The sequence below is a fragment of the Streptomyces sp. NPDC002566 genome (assembly GCF_042889585.1).
Classification (GTDB): Bacteria; Actinomycetota; Actinomycetes; order Streptomycetales; family Streptomycetaceae; genus Streptomyces.
In genome coordinates this window covers 113,339-137,253 of the sequence record NZ_JBIARD010000009.1, presented here as the reverse complement: position 1 = coordinate 137,253, position 23,915 = coordinate 113,339, and the positions used below count along the sequence as shown (strand labels likewise).

Here is a 23,915-nt window from a genome sequence, read left to right as displayed (position 1 = left end):
AATCGGGTGCTCACGGCCTCCCGCGACCGCCCGCCGCCCGTGACCGCCGCCGTCACAGGCCGCGGCCCTGTTCGTAGGCGCGCAGCTGCTCGGCGCTGATCATGCCGGTGTCGAAGAGGCTGGTCTCGTCGAGGGCGTACGCCTGCGGGTCCTGCCCGGACTGCTGGGGCTGCGACTGCTGCTGCGGCTCCTGCTCCGGGGCCGGGACCTGGTGGTGGGCGGCCTGGTTCGGGTCGTAGGGCGCCTGGTGGGCGTCGTAGCCGTGGTAGGCGTACGGGTCGGCCTGCTGCTGGTAGCCGTAGGGGTCCTGCCCGCCGGGGTAGGCCGTCTGCGGCTGGTAGCCGCCGTAGGGGTCCTGCTGCTGGGCGTAGTCGTACGCCGGCTGCGGCTCCCGGTGGTCGTACTGCTGCGGCTGCTGCTGCGCGGGCTGCTCGGCCGGGGTGTCCCGCGCCGCGAGGGCGGCGAGGTCGGCGAGGTAGTCGGCGTCGGAGGAGTGCTGGAAGGTCGTGGTGTCGTCGGCGAGGAGGCCGAGGTCGTCGGAGGCGATCCGGCCGTGCAGCTTCTGCCGGCCTCGGCCGACGGCCTCCAGGGTCTTGGCCAGGACCGCCTCGAAGGCGCCCAGCTTGACGTCCACGTAAGCGTCGGCGTCGCGGCGCAGGGTCTCCGGGTCGTGGCTGCGCTCGGGGGCGTCCTCGTCCTCGAAGCCGTTCTCGTCGGTGCCCGGGCCGGTGCCGAGGAGCTTCTCCCGGCCGCGGCCGACGGAGCCGAGGGTCTTGGTGAGGACGACCTCGAAGTTGGCGAGCTTGGAGTCGACGTAGTCGTCGGCCTCCGCGCGGATGTCCTCGGCCTCCTTGCGGGCCTCGGCGAGGATGCGGTCGGCCTCGGCCTGGGAGCGGCGGGCGATCTCGGTGCCGGAGACCAGCGAGCCGCGTTCGGCGTGCGCGGTCTCGATGATCCGGTCGGCCTCCTGGCGGGCCTGCTCGACCATCTGCTCCCGGCCGCCGATCAGCTCCTGCGCCTGGGCGAGGGAGTCGGGCAGGGCCGCGCGCACCTCTTCCAGCAGGGCGAGCAGGTCCGCGCGGTTGACCACGCACGAGGCCGACATCGGCATCGACCGGGCACTGGAGACCGCCGTGACGATCTCGTCGAGCTTCTTCTGCACGTCCACCGGTTGCTCGCCACTCTCTACAGCTGTGAAGGAGACGGACGGGACGACTGTACGGCCAGGAGGCGGCCGCGGGACACCGGGTGAGGGGCCGTCAGCGGCTCAGGGGGCCGTCAGCCCTGACGCAGGCGCTCGGTGAGCACCTCGTGGACGAGCGGCGGGACCAGGTGGGAGATATCGCCGCCCCAGGTCGCGACCTCCTTCACCAGGGAGGACGACAGGAAGCTGTAGGCGGGGTTGGTGGGCACGAAGAGCGTCTCGACGCCGGAGAGGCCGATGTTCATCTGGGCCATCTGCAGCTCGTAGTCGAAGTCGCTGACCGCGCGCAGGCCCTTGACGATGGCCGGGATCTCGCGCTGCTTGCAGAAGTCGACGAGGAGGCCGTGGAAGGCCTCGACCCTGACGTTGGCGTACTCGGCGGTGACCCGGCGGATCAGGTCGATCCGCTCGTCGATCTCGAACAGGCCCTTCTTGGACTTGTTGATCATCACCGCGACGTAGACCTCGTCGTACAGACGGGAGGCACGGGAGATGATGTCGAGATGTCCGTTGGTGATCGGGTCGAACGACCCGGGACAGACGGCGCGGCGCACTTGTGATCCCTCGCTCTCCGGTCCGGTCATCGTGCGTCTTCGCACGTTGAGGCGGCGCGACCGTACCAAAACGTTCCCTCGCCGTAGCGGCGGGAGCGGAGGGCGTCGAAGCCGTCCGGCCACCCGAAGTCCCCGCCTCTGGTGCTGCGCTCCACGGTGACCAGCGCTTCGGCGGCGAGCCAGCCCCCCGAGCGGAGTGTGAGCAGGATCTCGCGAAGATCGTCATCGGTGACCGCGTACGGGGGGTCGAGGAAGACGAGGTCGTACGGGGCCGCCGGCGCCGTCTGGATCACCTGGTGGGCCTTGCCCGCCCTCACCTCGGCGCCGGGGAGCGCGAGGTTTCTCACGTTCTCGCGGATGACGCGGGCGGCGCGGGCGTCGGCCTCGACCAGGAGGGTGTGGCTCGCGCCGCGCGAGAGGGCTTCGAGGCCGACGGCGCCCGATCCGGCGTAGAGGTCGAGGACCCGTTCGCCCTCCAGGGGGCCGCCCAGGAGGGACTGCCAGGTGGAGAAGAGGCCTTCGCGTGCGCGGTCGGAGGTGGGGCGGGTGCCGGTCCCTGGCGGGACGGCCAGGCGACGTCCGCCGGCTGCGCCGGCGATCACGCGGGTCATCTTCGGTCCTTGGTCGTGGGCTGCTTCACGTTCATTGTGGCTGGTCGCGATCCCGCGGCGGTAGCCGCACAGGCGATGCGGCCCGCGCCCCTCGGGAGTTTCCCCTCACCCCTTCTCCAGGTACTGCTCCCGTTCCTCGTCCAGCAGGGCGTCCAGGGCGGTCCGCAGGCCGGGCAGGCCCGTCAGCTCCGGGTCCGCCGCCACCAGCGCCACCGCCTCCTCCCGCGCCTGGGCGATGACCTCCTCGTCCTCGATGACCGCGAGGACGCGCAGCGAGGTGCGCGCGCCGGACTGGGCCTGGCCGAGGACGTCGCCCTCGCGGCGCTGTTCGAGGTCGATGCGGGAGAGCTCGAAGCCGTCGAGGGTGGCCGCGACGGCGCCCAGGCGCTGGCGAGCGGGGCTCGCCTCGGGCATCTCGGTGACCAGCAGACACAGGCCGGGGGCCGAGCCCCGGCCTACGCGGCCGCGCAGCTGGTGCAGCTGGGAGACGCCGAAGCGGTCGGCGTCCATGATCACCATGGCGGTGGCGTTCGGGACGTTGACGCCGACCTCGATGACGGTGGTGGCGACGAGGACGTCGATGTCGCCGGCGGCGAAGCGGCGCATGACGGCGTCCTTGTCGTCGGGGGCCATGCGGCCGTGCAGCACCTCGATGCGCAGGCCGGTGAGCGGTCCCTTCGCGAGCTGGTCGGCGACGTCGAGGACGGCGAGGGGCGGGCGCTTGTCCGCGTCTTCCTGCGCCTTCTTCTTCGGCTCGTCCTCGTCGTCGCCGATGCGGGGGCAGACGACGTACGCCTGGTGGCCGTTGCCGACCTCCTCGCGGACCCGTTCCCAGGCGCGGGCGAGGAAGTGGGGCTTGTCGGCGGCCGGGACGACATGGCTGGCGATGGGCGAGCGGCCGGCCGGGAGCTGGTCCAGGACGGAGGTCTCCAGGTCGCCGAAGACGGTCATGGCGACCGTGCGCGGGATGGGCGTGGCGGTCATGACGAGGAGGTGCGGGGGCTGTTTGCCCTTGCCGCGCAGGGCATCGCGCTGTTCGACGCCGAAGCGGTGCTGTTCGTCGACCACGACCAGGCCGAGGTCGTGGAACTGGACCTTGTCCTCGATCAGCGCGTGTGTGCCGATGACGATGCCGGCCTCGCCGGTGACCAGGTCGAGCAGCGCCTGCCGGCGGGCGGCCGCTCCCATGGACCCGGTGAGCAGCACGACCTTGGTGGCCTGTTCGGCCCCGCCGAGCATGCCGCCCTCGGCGAGCTCGCCCATCATCTCCACCACCGACCTGTGGTGCTGCTGGGCGAGGACCTCGGTGGGCGCGAGCATCGCGGCCTGGCCGCCGGCGTCGACGACGGCGAGCATGGCGCGCAGGGCCACCAGCGTCTTGCCGGAGCCCACCTCGCCCTGGAGCAGCCGGTGCATCGGGTGGTCGGTCGCCAGGTCGTCGAAGATCTCGCGGGAGACCTTGCGCTGGCCGTCGGTGAGGGTGAAGGGGAGGCGGTCGTCGAAGGCGGTGAGCAGGCCGTCGGGGCTCGGCCGGCGGGGGACGGCGGGCAGTTGCGCGTCGGCGTGCCGGCGGCGGGCCAGGGCGACCTGGAGGACGAAGGCCTCGTCCCACTTCAGGCGGGCGCGGGCGTCGTCGATGTCGGCCTTGGTGTGCGGGCGGTGGATCTTGAGGAGGGCCTCGGGGAGGGAGACCAGCCCGCGGCCTTCGCGCAGGGAGCCGGGCAGGGGGTCGACGGCTTCCTGGGCGCTGGGCAGCACCGTCTGGATCGCCTTGCCGATCTTCCAGGACTCCAGTTTGGCGGTGGCCGGGTAGATCGGGATGAGGGCGCCCGCCCAGGTCTCCACCGACTCCTCCGCGTCGCCGCGGAGCAGTTCGTAGGCCGGGTGGGCCAGTTGGAGGCGGCGGTTGAACAGGGAGACCTTGCCCGCGAACATCGCGCGCGTGCCCGGCAGGAGCTCCTTGTGGGGCTTGTGGACGCCGTTGCCGAAGAAGACCAGCTGGAGGCGGCCGCTGCCGTCGGTGATGGTGACTTCGAGGCGCTGTCCCTTGCCGCGGGGGGCCTTGGCGGAGGCGAAGCTGTGCAGCCGGGCGTCGGCGACCTGCGCGACGACCGTGACGTGCTCGTCCATGGGGAGGTCGGCGAGGTGGGTGAGCTGGCCGCGCTCCTCGTACCGGCGGGGGTAGTGGTGCAGGAGGTCGCCGACCGTGTGCAGGCCGAGGTGCTCGGCCATCACCTTCGCGGTCGGTGGGCCGAGCACCTTCTTCAGCGGTTCTTCGAGTGCGGGCACGAGATCCATTGCACACCACCGCACTGACATTGCCGTAGACGTGTCCCGAAACCCCTGGTCAGACGGCTCGTTCGGGCTCTAGGATGACGCGCTCCGGCCATCTCACCGCGGTCACCGCCCCACCGGGACCGCCCGACCCCGCGCCGTCGACGCCCCCAACCGCGGCGCTTGAGCGATGGACTCCCAGACGTCACAGTCATCCCAGGCATCCCCGTCACCTCACACGTTCCAGGTCGACCTGCGCGGTCTGGTGGACCTGCTGTCCCATCACCTCTACTCCAGTCCGAGGGTCTACCTGCGCGAACTGCTGCAGAACGCCGTGGACGCCATCACCGCCCGGCGGGCCGAGGAGCCCGACGCCCCGGCGCGGGTGCGGCTGTTCGCGTCGGGCGGCACGCTGCGGGTGGAGGACTCCGGCGTCGGGCTCACCGAGGCCGACGTGCACGACCTGCTGGCCACCATCGGGCGCAGCTCCAAGCGGGCGGAGGGGCTGCAGGAGGCCCGCTCCGACTTCCTCGGGCAGTTCGGCATCGGGCTGCTGGCCTGTTTCGTGGTGGCGGAGCGGATCCGGGTGGTCAGCCGCAGCGCCCGCACGCCCGGCGCGCCGCCGGTGGAGTGGACGGCCCGCGACGACGGCTCGTACACCGTGCGGACGCTGCCCGACGAGGAGCGCCCGGAGCCCGGCACCACCGTGCACCTGACGGCGCGGGCCGGGGCGGCGGAGTGGCTCGACGAGCAGCGGGTGCTGCGGCTGGCGCGGGACTTCGGCTCGCTGCTGCCCTACGACGTCCGGGTCGGCGAGGAGGCGGTCACCGATCTGCCGGCCCCCTGGGACCGGCCGTACCCCTCCCCCGCGGGCCGGCGGGTGGCGCTGGCCCGGCACTGCCACGAGCTGTTCGGATTCACGCCGCTGGACTCGATCGAGCTGAACGTGCCGCTCGCCGGGATCCGCGGGGTGGCGTACGTGCTGCCGGCGGCGGTCAGTCCGGCGCAGCGGGCGGGTCACCGGGTGCACCTGAAGGGCATGCTGCTGACCGAGCGGGCCGAACAGCTGCTGCCCGACTGGGCGTTCTTCGTGCGCTGTGTGCTGGACACGGACAGTCTGCGGCCGACGGCCTCGCGTGAGGCGCTGTACGAGGACGAGACGCTGGCGGCCGTGCGCGAGGCGCTGGGCGAGCGGATCCGGGCGTGGCTGACGGGTCTGGCCGCCGGTGATCCGGAGCGCCTCGCCGCGTTCCTGGCCGTGCACCACCTGGGGGTGAAGTCCCTCGCGCGGCACGACGAGGAGATGCTGCGCACGATGCTGCCGTGGCTGCCCTTCGAGACGTCCGACGGGCGGCTGTCGCTGGAGGAGTTCGCGCAGCGGCACCCCGTCGTGCACTTCACGCGGACGGTGGAGGAGTACCGGCAGGTCGCGCCGATCGCGTCCGCGCAGGGCGTCGGTGTGGTGAACGGCGGTTACACGTACGACGCCGAGCTGGTCGAGGCGCTGCCTTCGGTGCGGCCGGGGACGGTCGTCGCCGAGCTGGACGCGGACACCGTGACCGCTCATCTGGACGCGGTGGAGCCGGCGGTGGAGCTGGCTCTGTCGGGCTTCCTGGCGGCGGCGCGGGCGAAGCTCGACCCGCTGGGCTGTGACGTCGTCCTGCGGGCGTTCCACCCGCTGTCCGTGCCCGCGCTGCACCTGGACGACCGCGCGGCGCGGCACGAGCAGGCGCGCGCGGAGGCCGAGGAGCGGGCGGACGAGTTGTGGGCGGGGATCCTGGGCTCGCTGCGGGGCAGCGCCCCGCGCGCGCGGCTGGTGCTGAACCATCTCAACCCGCTGGTCCGGCGCATCAGTTCGCTGCGGGACGCGGAGCTGACAGGGACCGCGGCGGAGTCGCTGTACGGGCAGGCGCTGCTGATGGCGCAGCGGCCGCTGCGGCCGGCGGACTCCGCGTTGCTGAACCGGGCGTTCATCGGGCTCCTGGAGTGGGCCACGCACGGGGAGTCCGCACAGGGCGACTCCGCACAGGGGGAGGGCGGTCGCTGATGACCGAGATCGGGGACTTCGAGGCGCTGCGCCGGGCGATGGCGGAGAACTCCGGGCAGCCGGAGGGGCCGGCGCGCAACGCGCGCGCGGAGCAACTGCTCGTGGCGGCCGAGCGGTTGAACATCCCGCTCGCCGTGATCGAGGCGCTCGGGCACCAGCTGAAGGTCTACAACTACAGCTCCGAGAAGGGCAAGATGTTCGTCCCGTTCGCGCGGCTGCTGCGCATGTGGGACGAACGGCCCGGTGACTTCGACGAGTACGAGACGCACTCGCTGCACTGGGTCTTCAAGTGGGTGACGTCCGGCATGCTCGACCAGCCGCATGTGCCGCTGGCGTCGGTGGAGAAGTGGCTGGGCGAGATGGAGCACCGCTACCGGCTCGCCGGGCACTCCGAACGGGCCGTGCGCAGCGCGGAGTTCAGTGTGGCCGCGCATGTCGGGGACGTGCCGCGGGCGGAGCGGGCGTTCGCCGCCTGGCTGGCCGCGGACCGGGACAGCATGGCCGACTGCCACGCCTGCGAACTGCACGGGCAGGGCTGGTGGCAGGCCGAGCGGGGCCGGGACGCGGAGGCCCTCGACCTGTGGGCGCCGGTCCTCGAGGGCGAGTACACGTGCGCGCACGAACCGCACACCGTGCTGGCCTCCTCGCTGCTGCCGCTGCTGCGCCTGGACCGGCCGGAGGAGGCGCGCGCCCACCATCTGCGGGGTTTCCGGCTGGTGCGGGCGATGGAGAGCATGCGGGGCGCGTACGCGGACCACGTGGAGTTCTGCGCGCTGACCGGGAACGAGGCGCGGGGCCTGGAGCTGCTCGCGGAGCGGCCGGCGTACTTCACCGACGACGGCCATCCGCGCAGCAGGCTGGAGTTCCTGAGCGTGGTGGCGCTGCTGATGGAGCGGCTGTCGGCGCGGGGTCTGGGCGGCCGGACGGTGCCCGGCCCGGCGGGGCGGGCGTGGACGGCGGACGAGCTCGCGGCCCACGCGCGCGAGGAGGCGCTGGCGCTGGCCGCGCGGTTCGACGAGCGCAACGGCACCTCGTACGTGACTGAGCGCACCCGCGCGCGTATGGCGCAGGAACCGCTGGTGGAACGGCTGCCGTTGGGCGTGCGGACGGCCCGCCCGGCGACGCCGGCCGTACCGCCGCCGGCGTCCTGGGAGCCGCCGTCGACCGCGGACGCGCGGGCCGTCGAGGCGGACCTGCCCACGCTGCTCGCGGAGGCGCGGCGGCTGTCGGACGCCCTGCAGCCGCACGCCATGGAGGCGTGGGCCGCGGTGGCGCGGGCCGCCGAGGGCGTCCCGCTGGAGGCGCGCGACCGTGCGGAGATCGCCGACCACGAGGCGATGGCGCTCGGCCCGGAGGGCGCGGGGAAGTTCGAGCGGGCCGCCGAGCTGTACGCGGAGGCCGGCGACCCCGGGGAGGCCCTGGCGGCACGCACGCGTGCGGCGTACGTCCGCGCGCTCGCCGGGGACGTCGACGCGGCCCTGACGGCCGTCGCCGAACCCTACGACCTGGTCCTCGCGCTGTACGCCGACGGCGGCACGGAGATGCCGCAGGCGGCGGGTGTGCTGATGGGCCGCGCCCGCATATTGATGCGCCGCGTCCAGGCGGTCGGGGAGCCGGACGCGGCGGAGCCGACGGACACGGCGGAGGCCGAGGCGGTGCTGGCGGAGGCCGAGGCGGCCGTGCGGGAGCTGCTCGCTCTCGTCGACGGGCGGGCCGGGGACGACGTGCGGCTCGCCGCGCGGGTCGCCGAGGGGCACGCGATGCTCGCGGAGCTGGCCGTGCGCTCGGGGGACGCGCAGGCGGGCGCGGAGCTGTTCGCGCGGGCGGCGGCGGAGTTCACCGAGGCGGGCCTGCCCTGGTTCGCCGTGGAGTACGAGGCCCGGCTCGCCGGTCTGGCCCACCACCTGGGCGACCTGGTGGAGGCGGAGCGGGCGCTGCGGGCGGCGCTGGAGCACGGCGGGGCGTTCCTGGAGCCGGTGGGGCGGGCGCAGCTGGGCCTCCAGCTCGCCGAGGTGGTCGGCGGCCGGGGAGAGCCCGGGGAGGCCGCGGAGCACGCCCTGGAGGCCGCGCACTGGGCCGACGAGGCCGGCGAGGGCCCGACGCTCGGGGCGTGGGCGCGGCACCAGCTGGGCGGGTTCCTGGTCCGGCAGGGCCGGTGGGCGGAGGCGGCGGAGGTGCTGGAGTCGGCGCTCGCGGACCTGAGCCCGCAGACGCACGGCGACGGCGCGGTCGTCCAGACGCAGTGGTGGCTCGGCGACTGTCTGAGCGAGCTCGGCGAGCACCGGGCGAGCGCCGAACGGCGGCTGCAGGCAGCCGAGACAGCCCGGCACTGGCCCGAGCAGCACGACCACGCCACGCTCGCGCACCTGGCCGGCGAGTCCCTCGGTCAGGCGGGGCTCCCCGAGGAGGCGGACCGGGCGTACGCGCGCGCGGGTGAGCTGTGGCGCTCCCTGGGCAACGTCCACGGGCTGATCCGGTCCCTGCGCGCACGCGCGTGGCTGGCGCTGCGCGCCGAGGGCGGTGTCGGCGCGGCGCGTGAGCTGATGACGAGGGCCGTCGAGGAGTGCGCGGACGCGCTGGAGGCGCTGGACGCGGCGGACACCGCGGACGCGGCGGAGGAGCGTCCGCGGCTCGTCCTCGAACTCGGCCACACCCACCGCCAGTTCGGCGATCTGCTGGCCCGCTCGGCCGCCGAGGACGCCGACGACGAGTCCATCCGGGAGACGTGGGAGGACGCCCTGTCGCAGATGGCCCGCGCGGTCGCCGTATTCGTCCCCCTCGGGGAGGACGCCCTGCACGCCCGCACCGCGGCCGAACTGGCCGCCGGCTGGCTGGAGACCGACCTCGGCCGCCCCGGGCAGGCGGCGGCACGCGCGCGTGCGGTGCTGGCGGCCTACGCCGACGACGACCCCGACACCGGGGACGAGACGGTCCGCGCGCGGCGGGCCGAGGCCGAGCAGTTGATCCAGGTCACGACGGAGCAGACGGGCTGAGCAACCGGCGGCGGGTCACTCGACGCCGATCAGCAGGAGTGCCCCCTGCCGGCCGCCCCGGTAGACCACGGTGTCGACGGCGAGGTACGCCTCCCGCACCCGTGCCTCAAGGCGCTCGGCGACGCCCTCGGGCGCCTCGTCGCCGAGCACCAGGGTGACCAGTTCCCCGCCGGCCGACAGCATGCGGTTCAGGACGGTCTCGGCGGTGGCGGTGACGTCGGCGCCGATGACGGCCACGTCGCCGTCGACGAGCCCGAGGACGTCGCCGGCCTGGCAGATGCCGGCCATGGTCCAGGACTGGTGTTCGGCGACCGTGATCTCGGCGTAGCGGGTGGCGCCGGCCGCCGAGGTCATGGAGACCACGTCCTCGTCGAAGCGGCGCTCCGGCTGGTGGACGGCGAGCGCGGCGATCCCCTGGACCGCGGAGCGGGTGGGGATGAGGGCGACCCGGATGCCCTCCGTGCGGGCCTGCTCGGCCGCCGCGGCGGCGGTGTGACGCAGGTCGGCGTCGTTGGGCAGCAGCACGACCTCGCGCGCGTGGGCCCGTCGCACGGCTTCGACGAGCTCTCCGCTGGCGGGCGGCTCCCCCGGGCGCGCGAGGACCGTCGTCGCGCCCGCCTCGGCGTACAGCCCCGCGAGGCCCTCGCCCTCCACGACGGCGACGACCGCCCGCTCGACGCGCTCACGGGGTTGCCGCTCACCCCCGCGCGCGTGCACGTCGTCGAGGCCGAAGTGCGTGATGCGGATGCGGTACGGGCGGCCGGCCTCCACGCCCGCTTCCACGGCCGCCCCGGCGTCGTCGACGTGCACATGGACGTTCCACAGCCCGTCACCGCCCACGACGACGAGGGAGTCGCCGAGGGCGTCGAGCCGGCTGCGGAGCCGGTCCACGGCGGTGTCCTCGGCCTCCAGCAGGTAGATCACCTCGAAGGCGGGGCCGCCGCCCTCGGGGACGTCCCCGCAGACCTCGGAGTCGAGGGGGTCGGGGACGGCCGGAGAGCGCGGGGTGTCCGGCGCGTCCGGGAAGTGCACGGCCCGGGAAGGGGCCGGAGGGGCCGTCGGCGATTCCCCGGTGAGCGTCTCCACCAGTGCCGCGAGCACCGCCACCAGGCCCCGCCCGCCCGCGTCGACCACCCCGGCGCGCTCCAGGACGGCCAGCTGGCCCGGGGTCGCGGCGAGCGCGGCGCACGCGCCCCGGTAGGCCGCGCGGGCCACCGCCCCGCAGTCGCCGTCGGCCGCACCGGCCGCGTCGGCCGCGCCCGCGGCGACGGACAGGACGGTGCCCTCGACGGGGTGGGCCACGGCCCGGCGGGCGGAGTCGGCCGCGTGCCGCAGCGCCAGGCGCAGCCCCCCGGCGTCCGTGTGGGGCCTCTCACCCTCGGCGGTGAGCACCTGGGCCATGCCGCGCAGCAACTGGGCCAGGATCGTCCCGGAGTTCCCGCGCGCGCCTATGAGCGCGCCGTGCGCCATCGCGCGCGCCGCGTCCGCGAGCGAGGGGACGCCGTGGACCCCGCCGCCGGCCGACCCGGCCTCGTGTCCGGTGAACACGGCCTCCACGGCGGTCACCGCGGACTCGACGGTCAGATAGAGGTTGGTGCCGGTGTCCCCGTCCGCGACCGGATAGACGTTGATCGCGTCGATCTCCTCACGCGCGCGTCCCAGCGCGCCCAGCGCCAGGCCGCACCAGGTGCGGACCGCGAGAGCATCGAATGTCTGCGGCACCTGCGGCACCTGGGCCTCCTTGAGCTGCTGGACTGGCACGCAGCGTAGACCTTGGAGGGGTGTCCGCCGGAAGCGGGCCGGGGCGGAGCCCCTGAGCAGCCATGGTAGTTTCGTTGTACTGGCGCAGTCGTTGTATGCTGCTCCGGTTGCCCGATCCGTATCGGGCCATCCCCTGGCACCGCCACTCAGATCTCTGATCCCATCGATCTTGATCCCGGCATGCCGGGATCAACCGTAAGTGCATCTGAAGTCTTTGGAGTGACCCGTGGCTGCCAACTGCGACGTCTGCGGCAAGGGGCCGGGCTTCGGCAACAACATCTCGCACTCGCACCGCCGTACGTCCCGTCGCTGGAACCCGAACATCCAGCGCGTGCGTACCGTGGTCGGCGGGACGCCGAAGCGCGTGAACGCTTGCACCTCGTGCATCAAGGCCGGCAAGGTCTCGCGCTGACGCTCAGCTGAGCGCGCGGCCACTGCCGGTTCGCTGCATCAAGCCGGTCCACCCTGGGTGGACCGGCTTCTTGCTGTATCCGGATCCGGCAGGACGGCGGTCAGCTACGGATCCGGCCGGACGGCGGTCAGCCGCCCCGGGTGAGGTTCCAGCCGTGGTCCACCGGCCCGATGCCCGCGCCCAGCGCGAACCCGGCGGCGATCGCCCCGGTGACGTACTCCTTGGCCGCCGTCACCGCCTCCGGCACCGGCCGCCCCTTGGCGAGCTGCGCCGCGATCGCCGAGGCGAGGGTGCAGCCCGTGCCGTGGGTGTGCCGGTTGTCGTGCCGGGGCGCGCGCAGCCAGTGCTCGGTGACGCCGTCGGTGAGCAGGTCCACGGCGGGGCCGGCCAGATGCCCGCCCTTGATCAGGGCCCACCGCGGCCCGTACGCCAGCACGGCGTGCGCCGCCTCCCGCAGGTCGGCCTCCGACTCGACGCGCACGCCGGTCAGTTGGGCCACCTCGTCGAGGTTCGGAGTGGCGACGGTCGCCGTCGGCAGCAGCTTCGTGCGGACGGAGTCCAGCGCCGAGGCCGCCAGCAGCGGGTCGCCGTGCTTGGAGACGCCGACCGGGTCGACGACCACCGGCGCGTCCGTGCCGGCGAGCAACTCGGCGACGGTCTCGACGAGTTCGGCGGAGGCGAGCATGCCGGTCTTCACGGCCTGGACGCCGATGTCGTCCACGACGCTGCGGTACTGGGTGCGCACCGCCTCGGCCGGCAGCTCCCATGCGCCCTGCACGCCGAGGGAGTTCTGGGCGGTGACGGCGGTGAGCACGCTCATGCCGTGCACGCCCAGCGCGAGCATCGTCTTCAGGTCGGCCTGAACTCCCGCTCCGCCGCCGGAGTCGGAGCCGGCGACCGTCAGCACCCGGGGCGGTGCGCTCATGACTCCATGTCCCCGAAGTGGTCCCAGCCGCCCTTGCTCGTCCAAGGGGCGCCGTCGACCGTCACCTGGGGCAGCGCGGACGGGTTGAGGACCTCGCCGATCACCTTCCAGCGGGCCGGCAGCTTCACGTCCGGCGGGAAGGTCGCCACGATGGCGTGGTCCTCTCCCCCGGTCAGCACCCACTGCATGGGGTCGACGCCGACGGCCTGGCCGATGTCGTTCATCTGCGAGGGGATGTCGATCGCACCGGACCGGATGTCGATGCGGACCTTGCTGGACTCCGCGATGTGCCCGAGGTCGGCGATCAGCCCGTCGCTCACGTCGCACATCGCGGTCGCGCCCAGCCCGGCGGCCGCGGGGCCCGCGTGGTACGGCGGCTCGGGGCGGCGGTGCGCCTCGACGAAGGCGCGGGGCGAGCGGAAGCCGCGGGAGAGGATCGCGTACCCGGCGGCCGACCAGCCCAGCCAGCCGGTCACCGCGACCAGGTCGCCGGGCTGCGCGCCGGCCCGGGTGACGGGCTCCTGGTTGCGCAGGTCGCCGAGCGCGGTGATCGACACCATGATCGTGTCGCCGCGCACGACGTCCCCGCCGACCACGGAGGCGCCGGCGACCTGGCACTCGTCGCGCAGGCCGTCCATCAGCTCCGTGGGCCAGGTGACCGGCAGTTCGGCGGGCACGACCAGGCCGAGCAGCAGCGCCGTCGGGACGGCGCCCATCGCGGCGATGTCGGCGAGGTTCTGCGCGGCCGCCTTGCGGCCGACGTCGTAGGCGGTGGACCAGTCCCGGCGGAAGTGCCGTCCCTCCAGCAGGATGTCCGTGCTGGCCACGACCCGCCGGTCGGGGGCGGCGACCACGGCGGCGTCGTCGCCGGGGCCCACCCGGACCGCCGCGGAGGTCGTGAGACGGGAGGTGAGCTCCCTGATGAGCCCGAACTCACCGAGCTCACCAACAGTGCCCTTCATTGACCTTTCGCCCCTTCTGATGCTGTCCTTGCCCGGTCGCGCGTCACCAGTGTCCTCGATACGGTCGAGGTGGCCGTCAACTTCTGTCCTGCCCCCACCCCGGCGCGCGAGTCGCGCTCCCCGCGGGTCTCCCCGTGGCGAGCTACGACGCGATACCGTGGCGTTCCTTTTCCCCACATGATCCTCGTGGCCGCCCTGGAGGTTCCGTGGTACAGGCGTACATCCTGATCCAGACGGACGTCGGTAAAGCGTCGACCGTCGCCGAGTCGATCGGCAAGATCCCCGGCGTCGTCCAGGCCGAGGACGTCACGGGTCCCTACGACGTGATCGTGCGGGCCCAGGCCGACACCGTCGACGACCTCGGCCGCATGGTGGTCGCCAAGGTCCAGCAGGTGGACGGGATCACGCGAACCCTGACCTGCCCGGTCGTGCATCTGTAGCCCCCGTCTACGCTTGGCCGGTGAATCTTTTCCGTCGCCGGCTCAGTGGCCTGCCCGTCCTCGCTCTGCTCTGCGCGGCCGCGGGCTGCTCCTCGGCAGACGACAGCGCCTCGGTCGCGGTTCCCAGCCCTTCCGCGAAGGTCGTGGAACTGTGCCGGAACCTCGACAGGGCGCTGCCGTCGAAGGTGGACGGACGTGACCGCCGGGATCCCGGACCCGCGTCTGCGCTGACCGCGGGCTGGGGGGACCCGGCGATCATACTGCGCTGCGGTGTGGAGCGGCCCGCGGAGATGAACGATACGAACGCCGACTCCGGGGAGGTGGACGGCGTGGCCTGGCTGATGGAGAAGCAGGGGGACGGCGGCTACCGGTGCACCACCGCTCTGCGGCGGGCGTACGTCGAGGTCTCGGTGCCCTCCGGGGACGGGGCGGCCGCGCTGGTGGACCTCGCGCCGGCCGTCAAGTCGGCGATCCCCGAAGGGATCGCCGACTGACTTCGGGCCGCGACGGTCAGCGCAGTCCCGTGGAGCGGCGCAGCGCCGCCTGGATGAGCCGCTCGACCAGCTCGGGGTAGCCGACGCCGCTGGCCTGCCACATCTGCGGGTACATCGAGATCGGCGTGAAGCCGGGCATGGTGTTGATCTCGTTGATCACGAACTCGCCGTCCTCGGTGAGGAAGAAGTCCGCGCGCACGAGGCCCTCGCAGGAGGCGGCCTCGTAGGCGTCCACCGCGAGCCGCCGCACCTCGGCGGTCTCCTCGTCGGTCAGCGGCGCGGGCACGATCCCCGGCGTCGAGTCGATGTACTTGGCCTCGAAGTCGTAGTACGCGTGCGCGTCCGGCGGCGGGATCTCGGCCGGGACGGAGGCGCGCGGGCCGTCCTCGAACTCCAGCACCCCGCACTCGATCTCGCGGCCCCGCAGCGCCGCTTCGACGAGGATCTTCGGGTCGTGGCTCTGCGCCTCGGCGATCGCGTCGTCCAGTCCGGCGAGGTCGTCGACCTTGGTGATGCCGATGGAGGAGCCCGCGCGCGCGGGCTTCACGAAGAGCGGCCAGCCGTGCTCGCCTGCGAAGTCGACGATCTTCTTGCGGGCGGCGGACTCGTCCTGCTGCCACTCCCGGGGGCGGATCACCACGTACGGGCCGACCTTGAGCCCGAAGGAGGTGAACACCCGCTTCATGTACTCCTTGTCCTGGCCGACGGCGGAGGCGAGCACGCCCGAGCCGACGTAGGGGACGCCGGAGAGCTCCAGCAGGCCTTGAAGGGTGCCGTCCTCGCCGTAGGGGCCGTGCAGCACCGGGAAGACGACGTCGACCTCGCCGAGCGCCTTGGGCACCGATCCGGGCTCGCTGTAGACGACTTCGCGGTTGGCCGGGTCGACGGGGAGGATCACGCCGCCCTCGGCCGACTCCGCGAGCTCCTCCACGCTGGGCGTCCGGCGCTCGGTGATCGCCATGCGTTCGGGCGCGTCGGCGGTGATCGCCCAGCGGCCGTCCCGGGTGATGCCGATCGGCAGGACCTCGTACTTGGTCCGGTCGATGGCCTTGAGGACGGCGCCCGCGGTGACCACGGAGATCCCGTGTTCGGAGCTGCGCCCGCCGAACACGACGGCCACGCGCGGCTTGCGGGCGGGCTGGCCGGGGCTCTGGGGGAGGTTCTCGGTGCTCATATCGGGTTGAGAGTACCCGGTGGCGGTGCCCGGACCCAGCGTCGACTCCCGGGGTGCGCTCAGGGTCCCTCCGGTGTCGCTCAGCGTCGTTCGGGCTTCGCGCTGCGCGACATCAGCTCCTTGAGCGCGACCAGGGGGGGCTTCCCCTCGTGCACGATGTCGACGACCGTCTCGGTGATGGGCATGTCGACGCCGTGCCGGCGGGCCAGATCCGCCACGGACTCGCAGGACTTGACGCCCTCGGCGGTCTGCCGGGTGACGGCGATGGTCTCCTGGAGCGTCATGCCCTTGCCGAGGTTGGTGCCGAAGGTGTGGTTGCGCGACAGCGGCGAGGAGCAGGTCGCCACCAGGTCGCCGAGACCGGCCAGTCCGGAGAAGGTGAGCGGGTCCGCGCCCATCGCCAGACCGAGGCGGGTGGTCTCGGCGAGGCCGCGGGTGATCAGGGAGCCCTTGGCGTTGTCGCCGAGGCCCATGCCGTCCGCGATGCCGACGGCGAGCCCGATGACGTTCTTCACCGCGCCGCCCAGTTCGCAGCCGACGACGTCGGTGTTGGTGTAGGGGCGGAAGTACGGGGTGTGGCAGGCGGTCTGGAGCCGCTGCGCGACGGGCTCGTCGACGCAGGCGACCACGGCCGCCGCCGGCATCCGGGAGGCGATCTCCTTGGCGAGGTTGGGTCCGGTGACCACGGCGACGCGTTCGGGGGCCACCTTGGCGACGTCCTCGATCACCTCGCTCATCCGCATGGTCGTGCCGAGTTCGACGCCCTTCATCAGGGAGACGAGGACGGTGTGCGGGGCGAGCAGCGGGCGCCATTCGGCGAGGTTGTCGCGCAGGGTCTGCGAGGGGATCGCGAGGACGGTGAAGTCGGCGTCCCGCGCGGCCTCGGCGGCGTCGGCGGTGGCGCGCAGGTTGGCGGGGAGTTCGACGCCGGGCAGGTAGTCCGGGTTGGTCCGCGTGGAGTTGACCGCGTCGGCGAGCTCGGCGCGGCGCGCCCACAGCGTCACCTCGCAGCCCGCGTCGGCGAGGACCCGCCCGAAGGCGGTGCCCCAGGATCCGGTGCCGAACACGGCCGCCTTGACGGGCTTGCTCACGTGCCGTTCTCCCCTTCTCGGACGGCCGGCCGACCGGTCTGCGTCGGTGCGGGCGTCTTCGTCTGTGCCGGTGCGGGTACCGATGCCGGAGCCGGCGTCTGCTGAGCCTGCGTCGCCTCCGGCGGCCGCGTCTGCTCCTCCTGGGTGCGGCGGCGCTGCTCGATCCGCTCCCGGCGCGGGTCGTAGGGCGTGGCGGGCGCCTTCTCGCCGCGGATCTCCTCCAGCTGGCGGGTGACGGCGGCCATGATGACCTCCGTCGCCTCCTTCAGCAGCTCGGGAGTCATCTCCTTGCCGTAGAACCGCGCCAGGTCCACGGGCGGGCCCGCGAGGACGTGGTGGGTCTTGCGGGGAAAGAGGTTGGGCTTCTTCGCGTAGGGCGGCAGCAGTTCGTTGGCGCCCCACTGCGCGACGGGGATCACCGGGCACCGGGTCTGCAGGGCCACGCGCGCGGCGCCGGTCTTGCCGGTCATCGGCCAGCCGTCCGGGTCGCGGGTGAGGGTGCCCTCGGGGTAGAAGGCGACGCACTCGCCGCGCTCCACCGCGTCGATCGCGGCGCGGAAGGCGCTGAGGGCGTCGCTGCTCTCGCGGTAGACGGGGATCTGCCCGGTGCCGCGCATCGCGGCGCCGACGAACCCCTTCTTGAACAGCCCGCTCTTCGCCAGGAATCGCGGCACTCGTCCGGTGTTGTACTGGTAGTGCGCGTAGGCGAAGGGATCGACGTGCGAATTGTGGTTCACCGCGGTGATGAATCCGCCCTCGGCCGGGATGTGCTCCGTTCCGCGCCAGTCCCGCTTGATCAGCACCACCAAGGGCGGTTTGCACAGGACCGCAGCGAAGCGGTACCAGAACCCGATTCTGCGGCGGGGCACGCGGACACCTTCCTCTAGGACTTCCCTACGGCGCCTGGGGGCCGCACAAGTGTCGCCCCAGGCCGCCTCTGTGTCGAGAACACCGTACGCCCCGACCGAGGCCGCGCCGGAGGGGCCGGGTGACAATGGCGGCGACGAGAGAGGGACGGTACACCGGTGCAGTGGAACTTGGTCATACCCGTGAAGCCTCTGGCGCTGGCCAAGAGCAGGCTCGCGGACACCGCGGCCGGCGAACTGCGCCCCGGACTCGCCCTCGCCTTCGCCCAGGACACGGTGGCGGCCGCGCTGGCCTGCCCGGTGGTGCGGGATGTGGCAGTCGTCACGGACGACGCGCTGGCCGGGCGTGAACTGGCGGCGCTGGGCGCCCGCGTCGTCCCCGACGAGCCGCGCACCGGTCTGAACGGCGCGCTGGAGCACGGGGCGGCCTTCGTACGGGCCGCACGTCCCCGGAGCGCGATCGCGGCGCTGAACGCCGATCTGCCGGCTCTGCGTCCACTGGAATTGGCGCGGGTACTGGACGCGGCCGCTGAATTCCCGCGCGCTTTTCTCCCGGATGCCGCGGCAATCGGCACGACCCTTCTCGCCGTCGGCCCGGACGGTGAATTGCTTCCCGCATTCGGTCCGGATTCCCGGGACCGCCACCGTGTTTCCGGGGCGGTGGAACTCCGGCTCGACGCGGTGGATTCCGTCCGCCAGGACGTGGACACCGGCGAGGACCTGCGGGCCGCCCTGGCCCTGGGCGTGGGCCCCCGCACGGCCGCCGCGGCCGCGCGGCTGCTGATCCCCGGGCAGTAGGCTGCCGTCATGCAGGCCACCGCGTACACGTACGACCCCGGCAGCCGCAGCGGACAGGTGCTGCTGGACGACGGCACTCCGGTTCCCTTCGACGCGCCGGCGTTCGACGCGGGCGGGCTGAGGCTGCTGCGCCCCGGTCAGCGGGTGCGGATCGAGACCGAGGGCGAGGGGGACGCGCGGCGGATCACGCTCGTGACGCTGCAGACGTTCTGACCGGCGCCCGGCGGGAGCGTCAGAGTCGCGGGTCCTCGCGGGGCGTGGCGCGCGTGCGGACACGCCGCGGGCCGGGCTCCATGAGGGAGTCCGGCCCAGCGTGTGAGTGCCCCTGAACCCTTACGCCTGGCGGGCGGCAGTGGTCTTCTTGGCGGTGGTCTTGCGCGCGGTCGACTTCTTGGCGGGGGCCTTGACGGCGGTCGCCTTCTTCGCCGGGGCCTTCTTCGCCGTCGTCTTCTTCGCGGTGGCGGTCTTGGCGGCGCTGGTCTTCTTCGCGGCAGCGGCCGTCTTGCCCGTCGTCTTCTTCGCGGTCGTCTTCTTGGCGGCCGAGGTCTTCTTCGCGGCGGCCGTCGTCTTCTTCGCGGGGGTGGTCTTCTTGGCGGCGGCCTTGGTGGTGGCCTTCTTGGCGGCGGCCTTCTTGACCGTCGCCGTGGCGCCGCCGCTCAGGCTGCCCTTGGGGGCCTTCTTGACGGCGACCTCGCCGCCGCGCGGGAGCTTCTTCGAGCCGCTCACCAGGTCCTTGAAGCCCTGGCCGGCGCGGAAGCGCGGCACGGACGTCTTCTTGACCCGAACCCGCTCGCCCGTCTGGGGGTTGCGGGCGTAACGCGCCGGACGGTCGACCTTCTCGAACGAACCGAAGCCGGTGACCGAGACCCGGTCCCCGGCGACGGTCGCGCGGACGATGGCGTCCAGGACCGCGTCGACCGCGTCGGCGGCCTGCTGGCGGCCGCCCAACTTGTCGGCAATCGCTTCTACGAGCTGCGCCTTGTTCACGTCTTCCCCTTCGGAACCTCGCCAGAACGAAAGTGTTCAAGCTTTTTCGCACGTTAGGCAGATATATACCGCAAATCAAACACGAAACGGGCTAATCACCCTTGTGCCGCAACGAAATCGGCTGCTCCGGAGGCGATCAGCGCTCCTCTTCAGGCATTCGTCCCTGATCGAGGTCCGCCATGAACCGCTCCAGCCGCCTTGTCGCGTCGGCGAGATCGTGCTTGGCCGCGGCCGTAATGACCAGCAGCTTCCGGGCCAGCGCCATCCGTACGCCCTCCGGGACTTGCAGTGCGCGCACTCGTGAGTGCGCTTCCTTGAGTTGGTTCGCGACCGCCGTATAGAGCTGGAGTTGGCCGTCGTGTTCCATGCACAGATTGTGCCATCTGGGGCGAGTTGTCGCCCGCCCAGGGGGCAACTGCCGCCTGGGACAGCCGTCCTGGCGACTGCGGAGATCGCGTCCACACACCTCGCGTACCCCGGCAACCACCTTCTTAACGTGGGAAGTTGGGAGGAACCGCGAAGACTCGCCGAGGTGTGCGAGGACGAAAACGGCCGTACCCCCGATCGGAGTGATCGGGGGTACGGAAGGGTTTCGCGGTGGCCGGATCTCGCCCCTGCCGACGGGCGGCGCCGGGACGACCCCTCAGGGGTCCTCGCGGATCAGACCGTGAGCGTCCGCGGCTTGTACGACGGGCGCTTGGCCTCGTAGGCGGCGATGTCGGCCTCGTTGCGCAGGGTGATGGAGATGTCGTCCAGCCCGTTCAGCAGCCGCCAGCGGGAGTTCTCGTCCAGCTCGAAGGAGGCGGTGATGCCCTCGGCGCGCACCTCACGCGCCTCGAGGTCCACGGTGACCTCAGCTGTCGCGTCCTTCTCGGTGAGCTCCCAGAGCGCGTCCACGGTCTTCTGCTCCAGGACCACCGTGAGCAGGCCGTTCTTCAGCGAGTTGCCGCGGAAGATGTCGGCGAAGCGAGAGGAGATCACGGCCTTGAAGCCGTAGTTCTGCAGCGCCCACACGGCGTGCTCGCGGGAGGAGCCGGTGCCGAAGTCGGGGCCGGCGACCAGCACGGTCGCGCCCTGCCGCTCGGGGCGGTTGAGGACGAACGACTCGTCCTTGCGCCAGGCCTCGAACAGCCCGTCCTCGAATCCGTCCCTGGTCACCTTCTTGAGCCAGTGGGCGGGGATGATCTGGTCGGTGTCGACGTTGGAGCGGCGCAGCGGGACGGCCCGGCCGGTGTGCGTGGTGAATGCTTCCATGACTGATCAGACTCCAGCGGGCGTGACGGGGGCGTCGTCGGACAGGTCGGCCGGGGAGGCCAGGTGGCCCAGGACCGCGGTGGCCGCGGCGACCTGCGGCGACACCAGGTGCGTACGACCGCCCTTGCCCTGCCGGCCCTCGAAGTTGCGGTTGGAGGTGGACGCGGAGCGCTCACCCGGGGCCAGCTGGTCGGGGTTCATGCCGAGGCACATCGAGCAGCCCGCGTGCCGCCATTCGGCGCCGGCGTCCTTGAAGACGACGTCCAGGCCCTCGGAGACGGCCTGCAGACCCACGCGCGCGGAGCCCGGGACGACCAGCATCCGTACGCCGTCGGCGACTTTGCGGCCCCGGACGATGTCGGCGGCGGCCCGCAGGTCCTCGATACGGCCGTTGGTGCATGAGCCTACGAAGACGGTGTCCACGCTGATCGAGCGCAGCGGCTGCCCGGCCTCCAACCCCATGTATTCCAGGGCCTTTTCGGCGGCGAAGCGCTCCGAAGCGTCTTCGTACGAAGCGGGGTCGGGGACGTCCGCCGAAAGCGGCGCGCCCTGGCCGGGGTTGGTGCCCCAGGTGACGAACGGCGACAGTTCGGAGGCCTTGATGACGACCTCGGCGTCGAACTCGGCGTCGTCGTCGGTCTTCAGGGTCTTCCAGTACGCGACGGCCGCGTCCCAGTCCTCGCCCTTCGGGGCGTGCGGACGGCCCTCGAGGTAGGCGAAGGTCGTCTCGTCGGGGGCGATCATGCCGGCCCGGGCGCCGGCCTCGATCGACATGTTGCAGATGGTCATCCGGGCCTCCATCGAGAGCTTCTCGATGGCGGAGCCGCGGTACTCCAGGACGTAGCCCTGGCCGCCGCCGGTGCCGATGCGGGCGATGATCGCCAGGATCAGGTCCTTGGCGGTGACGCCCTCGGGCAGTTCGCCGTCGACCGTGATGGCCATGGTCTTGGGGCGGGTCATCGGCAGCGTCTGGGTGGCCAGCACATGCTCGACCTGCGAGGTGCCGATACCGAAGGCCAGCCCGCCGAACGCGCCGTGCGTGGAGGTGTGGGAGTCGCCGCAGACGACCGTCATGCCCGGCTGGGTCAGCCCCAGCTGCGGTCCGACGACGTGGACGACGCCCTGCTCGACGTCGCCGAGCGGGTGCAGCCGGACGCCGAACTCGGCGCAGTTCTTGCGCAGGGTCTCCAGCTGGGCGCGGGAGACCGGGTCGGCGATGGGCTTGTCGATGTCGAGGGTCGGGGTGTTGTGGTCCTCGGTCGCGATGGTGAGGTCGAGGCGGCGCACCGGCCGGCCGTTCTGACGCAGTCCGTCGAAGGCCTGCGGGCTGGTCACCTCGTGCAGCAGGTGCAGATCGATGAAGAGGAGGTCGGGCTCGCCCTCGGCGCGCCGGACGACGTGATCGTCCCAGACCTTCTCCGCGAGTGTCCTACCCATCGCTTTCCCTTCGGCCGGCGGAAGTCGCCCGGCCCAACTAGAGATCTTGTGGAGGCGGCGCCCTGTCCCGGTCCCCGGGCGCTCGCCGCCGGGCCCGTTGGTCTGCGGGCCGCTGTAGGTCCAAGGGTTGCGCGTCTCACGGAAAATTGAACTTGCGTTTCACAGAGTGAGACGGGAATATCGTTTCATGGACAACAGTAGCGGCGTCGGCGTTCTGGACAAGGCAGCCCTCGTCCTGAGCGCTCTGGAGTCCGGTCCGGCCACCCTCGCGGGCTTGGTCGCGGCGACCGGACTGGCACGACCCACGGCCCACCGGCTGGCCGTGGCACTGGAACACCACCGCATGGTGGCGCGCGACATGCAGGGCCGGTTCATCCTCGGTCCGCGGCTTGCCGAACTGGCCGCCGCCGCGGGCGAGGACCGCCTGCTCGCGACCGCCGGCCCGGTGCTCACCCACCTGCGCGATGTGACGGGCGAGAGCGCGCAGCTCTACCGCCGCCAGGGCGACATGCGGATCTGCGTGGCCGCGGCGGAGCGCCTGTCCGGCCTTCGGGACACGGTCCCGGTCGGCTCGACGCTCACCATGAAGGCGGGCTCCTCGGCGCAGATCCTGATGGCCTGGGAGGAGCCCGAGCGCCTCCACCGCGGACTGCAGGGCGCCCGCTTCACGGCGACGGCCCTGTCGGGCGTACGGCGGCGGGGCTGGGCCCAGTCGATCGGCGAGCGCGAGCCGGGCGTGGCGTCCGTCTCCGCGCCCGTGCGCGGCCCCTCCAACCGGGTCGTGGCCGCCGTCTCGGTGTCCGGCCCCATCGAGCGTCTGACCCGCCACCCGGGGCGGATGCACGCGCAGGCCGTCATCGACGCGGCGGGCCGCCTCTCGGAGGCGCTGCGCCGCACGGGCTGACCGTAAAGCCGAGGACCACGTTCCTCCGGGGCCGGCCTCAACGCCGCGGCGGGCCACGGAGGAACGATCACATGACGCGCACGGCGTCCCGCGCGCCCCGGCCGCGTCCGTCGTACAACGCGAACGGCTCCCCGCCTCAGCTGAGGTGGGGAGCCGCTGTCTTGTACCCCCGACCGGATTCGAACCGGCGCTACCGCCTTGAGAGGGCGGCGTGCTAGGCCGCTACACAACGGGGGCGAGGATCTTGCAGGCGTTCAAACTGCACCGCCGCAGATCCGAGCTGGTCTACCAGGACTCGAACCTAGACTAACTGAACCAGAATCAGTCGTGCTGCCAATTACACCATAGACCAATGTGGTTTAGACCAGTTTGTACCCCCGACCGGATTCGAACCGGCGCTACCGCCTTGAGAGGGCGGCGTGCTAGGCCGCTACACAACGGGGGCCCTAGCGATCCTGCATCGAGGCGAGCGGGAGCTACCCGACTCTCCCCGCGGGAAGGATCTGTACCCCCGACCGGATTCGAACCGGCGCTACTGCCTTGAGAGGGCAGCGTGCTAGGCCGCTACACAACGGGGGCTTCGTGGAGCAAATCTCCACTGGTGCAGATGAGCTCTGCGAGCTGGCCTACCTGGACTCGAACCAAGACTAACTGAACCAGAATCAGTCGTGCTGCCAATTACACCATAGGCCACTGGAACGCCGATCCCGGAAGGGATCTTGTTCTA

At 72.4% G+C, this 23,915-nt stretch carries 22 protein-coding genes and 5 tRNA genes; 8 read left to right on the top strand and 19 right to left on the bottom strand.

The annotated features are described in order from the left end of the window. Nucleotides 1-52: 52 nt before the first annotated feature. From ACFYXA_RS30955 to recG, 4 genes are all read right to left on the bottom strand, one after another. On the bottom strand, nt 53-1,168 hold the full coding sequence (locus ACFYXA_RS30955; RefSeq protein ID WP_352247177.1) for an ATP synthase F0 subunit B: 1,116 nt from the start codon (nt 1,166-1,168) through the stop codon (nt 53-55). A gap of 110 nt (nt 1,169-1,278) precedes the next feature. Next, nucleotides 1,279-1,758: a pantetheine-phosphate adenylyltransferase gene (coaD, locus tag ACFYXA_RS30950; RefSeq protein ID WP_351096092.1), complete on the bottom strand. Its 480-nt coding sequence runs from the start codon at nt 1,756-1,758 to the stop codon at nt 1,279-1,281. A gap of 26 nt (nt 1,759-1,784) precedes the next feature. Then, nucleotides 1,785-2,369 (bottom strand): 16S rRNA (guanine(966)-N(2))-methyltransferase RsmD, encoded by a 585-nt coding sequence (gene rsmD, locus ACFYXA_RS30945; protein ID WP_352247178.1) that lies wholly within the window; start codon nt 2,367-2,369, stop codon nt 1,785-1,787. A 105-nt stretch (nt 2,370-2,474) separates the two neighbouring features. Next, a complete protein-coding gene (gene recG / locus ACFYXA_RS30940; protein ID WP_389039081.1) occupies nt 2,475-4,667 on the bottom strand; it encodes an ATP-dependent DNA helicase RecG in 2,193 nt (730 codons plus the stop codon). A 166-nt stretch (nt 4,668-4,833) separates the two neighbouring features. Here recG and ACFYXA_RS30935 point away from each other — a divergent pair, with 166 nt between their 5' ends. After that, on the top strand, nt 4,834-6,690 hold the full coding sequence (locus tag ACFYXA_RS30935) for an HSP90 family protein (RefSeq protein ID WP_352247180.1): 1,857 nt from the start codon (nt 4,834-4,836) through the stop codon (nt 6,688-6,690). Further along, a complete protein-coding gene (locus ACFYXA_RS30930) occupies nt 6,690-9,683 on the top strand; it encodes a tetratricopeptide repeat protein (RefSeq protein ID WP_389039078.1) in 2,994 nt (997 codons plus the stop codon). Before ACFYXA_RS30935 ends, ACFYXA_RS30930 begins: the two co-directional genes overlap by 1 nt. Nucleotides 9,684-9,698: 15 nt before the next feature. Here the strand turns inward: ACFYXA_RS30930 and ACFYXA_RS30925 are convergent, their stop codons facing one another. Continuing rightward, entirely contained in the window at nt 9,699-11,414 is a 1,716-nt protein-coding gene (locus ACFYXA_RS30925; protein ID WP_352247204.1) for a DAK2 domain-containing protein, read from the bottom strand. A 256-nt stretch (nt 11,415-11,670) separates the two neighbouring features. On the opposite strand from ACFYXA_RS30925, the gene rpmB reads away from it, so the two are divergent. After that, nucleotides 11,671-11,856: a 50S ribosomal protein L28 gene (gene rpmB / locus ACFYXA_RS30920; RefSeq protein WP_003993230.1), complete on the top strand. Its 186-nt coding sequence runs from the start codon at nt 11,671-11,673 to the stop codon at nt 11,854-11,856. A 127-nt stretch (nt 11,857-11,983) separates the two neighbouring features. Here rpmB and thiD read toward each other — a convergent pair whose 3' ends face one another. Continuing rightward, complete coding sequence (gene thiD / locus ACFYXA_RS30915) at nt 11,984-12,781, bottom strand: bifunctional hydroxymethylpyrimidine kinase/phosphomethylpyrimidine kinase (protein WP_389039075.1); 798 nt, start codon at nt 12,779-12,781, stop codon at nt 11,984-11,986. After that, on the bottom strand, nt 12,778-13,743 hold the full coding sequence (locus ACFYXA_RS30910; RefSeq protein WP_351095874.1) for a thiamine-phosphate kinase: 966 nt from the start codon (nt 13,741-13,743) through the stop codon (nt 12,778-12,780). The genes thiD and ACFYXA_RS30910 overlap by 4 nt, the downstream gene beginning before the upstream one ends. Before the next feature lie 206 nt (nt 13,744-13,949). On the opposite strand from ACFYXA_RS30910, the gene ACFYXA_RS30905 reads away from it, so the two are divergent. Together ACFYXA_RS30905 and ACFYXA_RS30900 are read left to right on the top strand one after the other, a co-directional pair. Continuing rightward, entirely contained in the window at nt 13,950-14,183 is a 234-nt protein-coding gene (locus ACFYXA_RS30905) for an Lrp/AsnC family transcriptional regulator (RefSeq protein ID WP_130443182.1), read from the top strand. A gap of 20 nt (nt 14,184-14,203) precedes the next feature. Further along, entirely contained in the window at nt 14,204-14,677 is a 474-nt protein-coding gene (locus tag ACFYXA_RS30900; RefSeq protein WP_389039071.1) for a DUF3515 domain-containing protein, read from the top strand. Nucleotides 14,678-14,693: 16 nt separating this feature from the next. Here ACFYXA_RS30900 and ACFYXA_RS30895 read toward each other — a convergent pair whose 3' ends face one another. The 3 genes from ACFYXA_RS30895 to ACFYXA_RS30885 form a co-directional block, all read right to left on the bottom strand. Beyond that, entirely contained in the window at nt 14,694-15,851 is a 1,158-nt protein-coding gene (locus ACFYXA_RS30895; protein ID WP_389039068.1) for a D-alanine--D-alanine ligase family protein, read from the bottom strand. 80 nt (nt 15,852-15,931) lie between these two features. After that, nucleotides 15,932-16,942 (bottom strand): NAD(P)H-dependent glycerol-3-phosphate dehydrogenase, encoded by a 1,011-nt coding sequence (locus tag ACFYXA_RS30890; RefSeq protein WP_352247185.1) that lies wholly within the window; start codon nt 16,940-16,942, stop codon nt 15,932-15,934. Next, the gene (locus ACFYXA_RS30885; protein WP_352247186.1) at nt 16,939-17,811 is read right to left on the bottom strand and encodes a lysophospholipid acyltransferase family protein; all 873 of its coding nucleotides are present in this window, start codon (nt 17,809-17,811) and stop codon (nt 16,939-16,941) included. The genes ACFYXA_RS30890 and ACFYXA_RS30885 overlap by 4 nt, the downstream gene beginning before the upstream one ends. A 156-nt stretch (nt 17,812-17,967) precedes the next feature. Here ACFYXA_RS30885 and cofC point away from each other — a divergent pair, with 156 nt between their 5' ends. Then, on the top strand, nt 17,968-18,606 hold the full coding sequence (gene cofC, locus ACFYXA_RS30880) for a 2-phospho-L-lactate guanylyltransferase (protein WP_352247187.1): 639 nt from the start codon (nt 17,968-17,970) through the stop codon (nt 18,604-18,606). A gap of 9 nt (nt 18,607-18,615) precedes the next feature. Further along, the gene (locus tag ACFYXA_RS30875) at nt 18,616-18,819 is read left to right on the top strand and encodes a hypothetical protein (protein WP_130443192.1); all 204 of its coding nucleotides are present in this window, start codon (nt 18,616-18,618) and stop codon (nt 18,817-18,819) included. Nucleotides 18,820-18,939: 120 nt separating this feature from the next. Here the strand turns inward: ACFYXA_RS30875 and ACFYXA_RS30870 are convergent, their stop codons facing one another. From ACFYXA_RS30870 to leuC, 4 genes are all read right to left on the bottom strand, one after another. Further along, complete coding sequence (locus ACFYXA_RS30870; RefSeq protein WP_352247188.1) at nt 18,940-19,593, bottom strand: HU family DNA-binding protein; 654 nt, start codon at nt 19,591-19,593, stop codon at nt 18,940-18,942. Between the two features lie 136 nt (nt 19,594-19,729). After that, nucleotides 19,730-19,960, bottom strand: a complete 231-nt coding sequence (locus ACFYXA_RS30865; protein WP_130443196.1) for a hypothetical protein — start codon at nt 19,958-19,960, stop codon at nt 19,730-19,732. Between the two features lie 293 nt (nt 19,961-20,253). Then, nucleotides 20,254-20,847 carry a 3-isopropylmalate dehydratase small subunit gene (gene leuD / locus ACFYXA_RS30860; protein WP_130443198.1) on the bottom strand — a complete coding sequence of 198 codons (594 nt, stop codon included), beginning with the start codon at nt 20,845-20,847 and terminating at the stop codon, nt 20,254-20,256. 6 nt (nt 20,848-20,853) lie between these two features. After that, a complete protein-coding gene (gene leuC / locus ACFYXA_RS30855) occupies nt 20,854-22,284 on the bottom strand; it encodes a 3-isopropylmalate dehydratase large subunit (RefSeq protein WP_352247190.1) in 1,431 nt (476 codons plus the stop codon). Between the two features lie 187 nt (nt 22,285-22,471). Between leuC and ndgR the strand changes: the two genes are divergently transcribed. Then, nucleotides 22,472-23,188, top strand: a complete 717-nt coding sequence (gene ndgR / locus ACFYXA_RS30850; protein ID WP_010984119.1) for an IclR family transcriptional regulator NdgR — start codon at nt 22,472-22,474, stop codon at nt 23,186-23,188. Nucleotides 23,189-23,352: 164 nt separating this feature from the next. Here ndgR and ACFYXA_RS30845 read toward each other — a convergent pair. The 5 genes from ACFYXA_RS30845 to ACFYXA_RS30825 form a co-directional block, all read right to left on the bottom strand. Continuing rightward, nucleotides 23,353-23,425, bottom strand: a tRNA-Glu gene (locus ACFYXA_RS30845). Nucleotides 23,426-23,468: 43 nt separating this feature from the next. Then, a tRNA-Gln gene (locus tag ACFYXA_RS30840) sits at nt 23,469-23,540 on the bottom strand. 20 nt (nt 23,541-23,560) lie between these two features. Next, nucleotides 23,561-23,633, bottom strand: a tRNA-Glu gene (locus tag ACFYXA_RS30835). A 61-nt stretch (nt 23,634-23,694) separates the two neighbouring features. Continuing rightward, nucleotides 23,695-23,767 (bottom strand) — tRNA-Glu (locus ACFYXA_RS30830). 42 nt (nt 23,768-23,809) lie between these two features. Further along, nucleotides 23,810-23,881: transfer RNA gene (locus ACFYXA_RS30825), tRNA-Gln, on the bottom strand. Between the last annotated feature and the right edge of the window lie 34 nt (nt 23,882-23,915).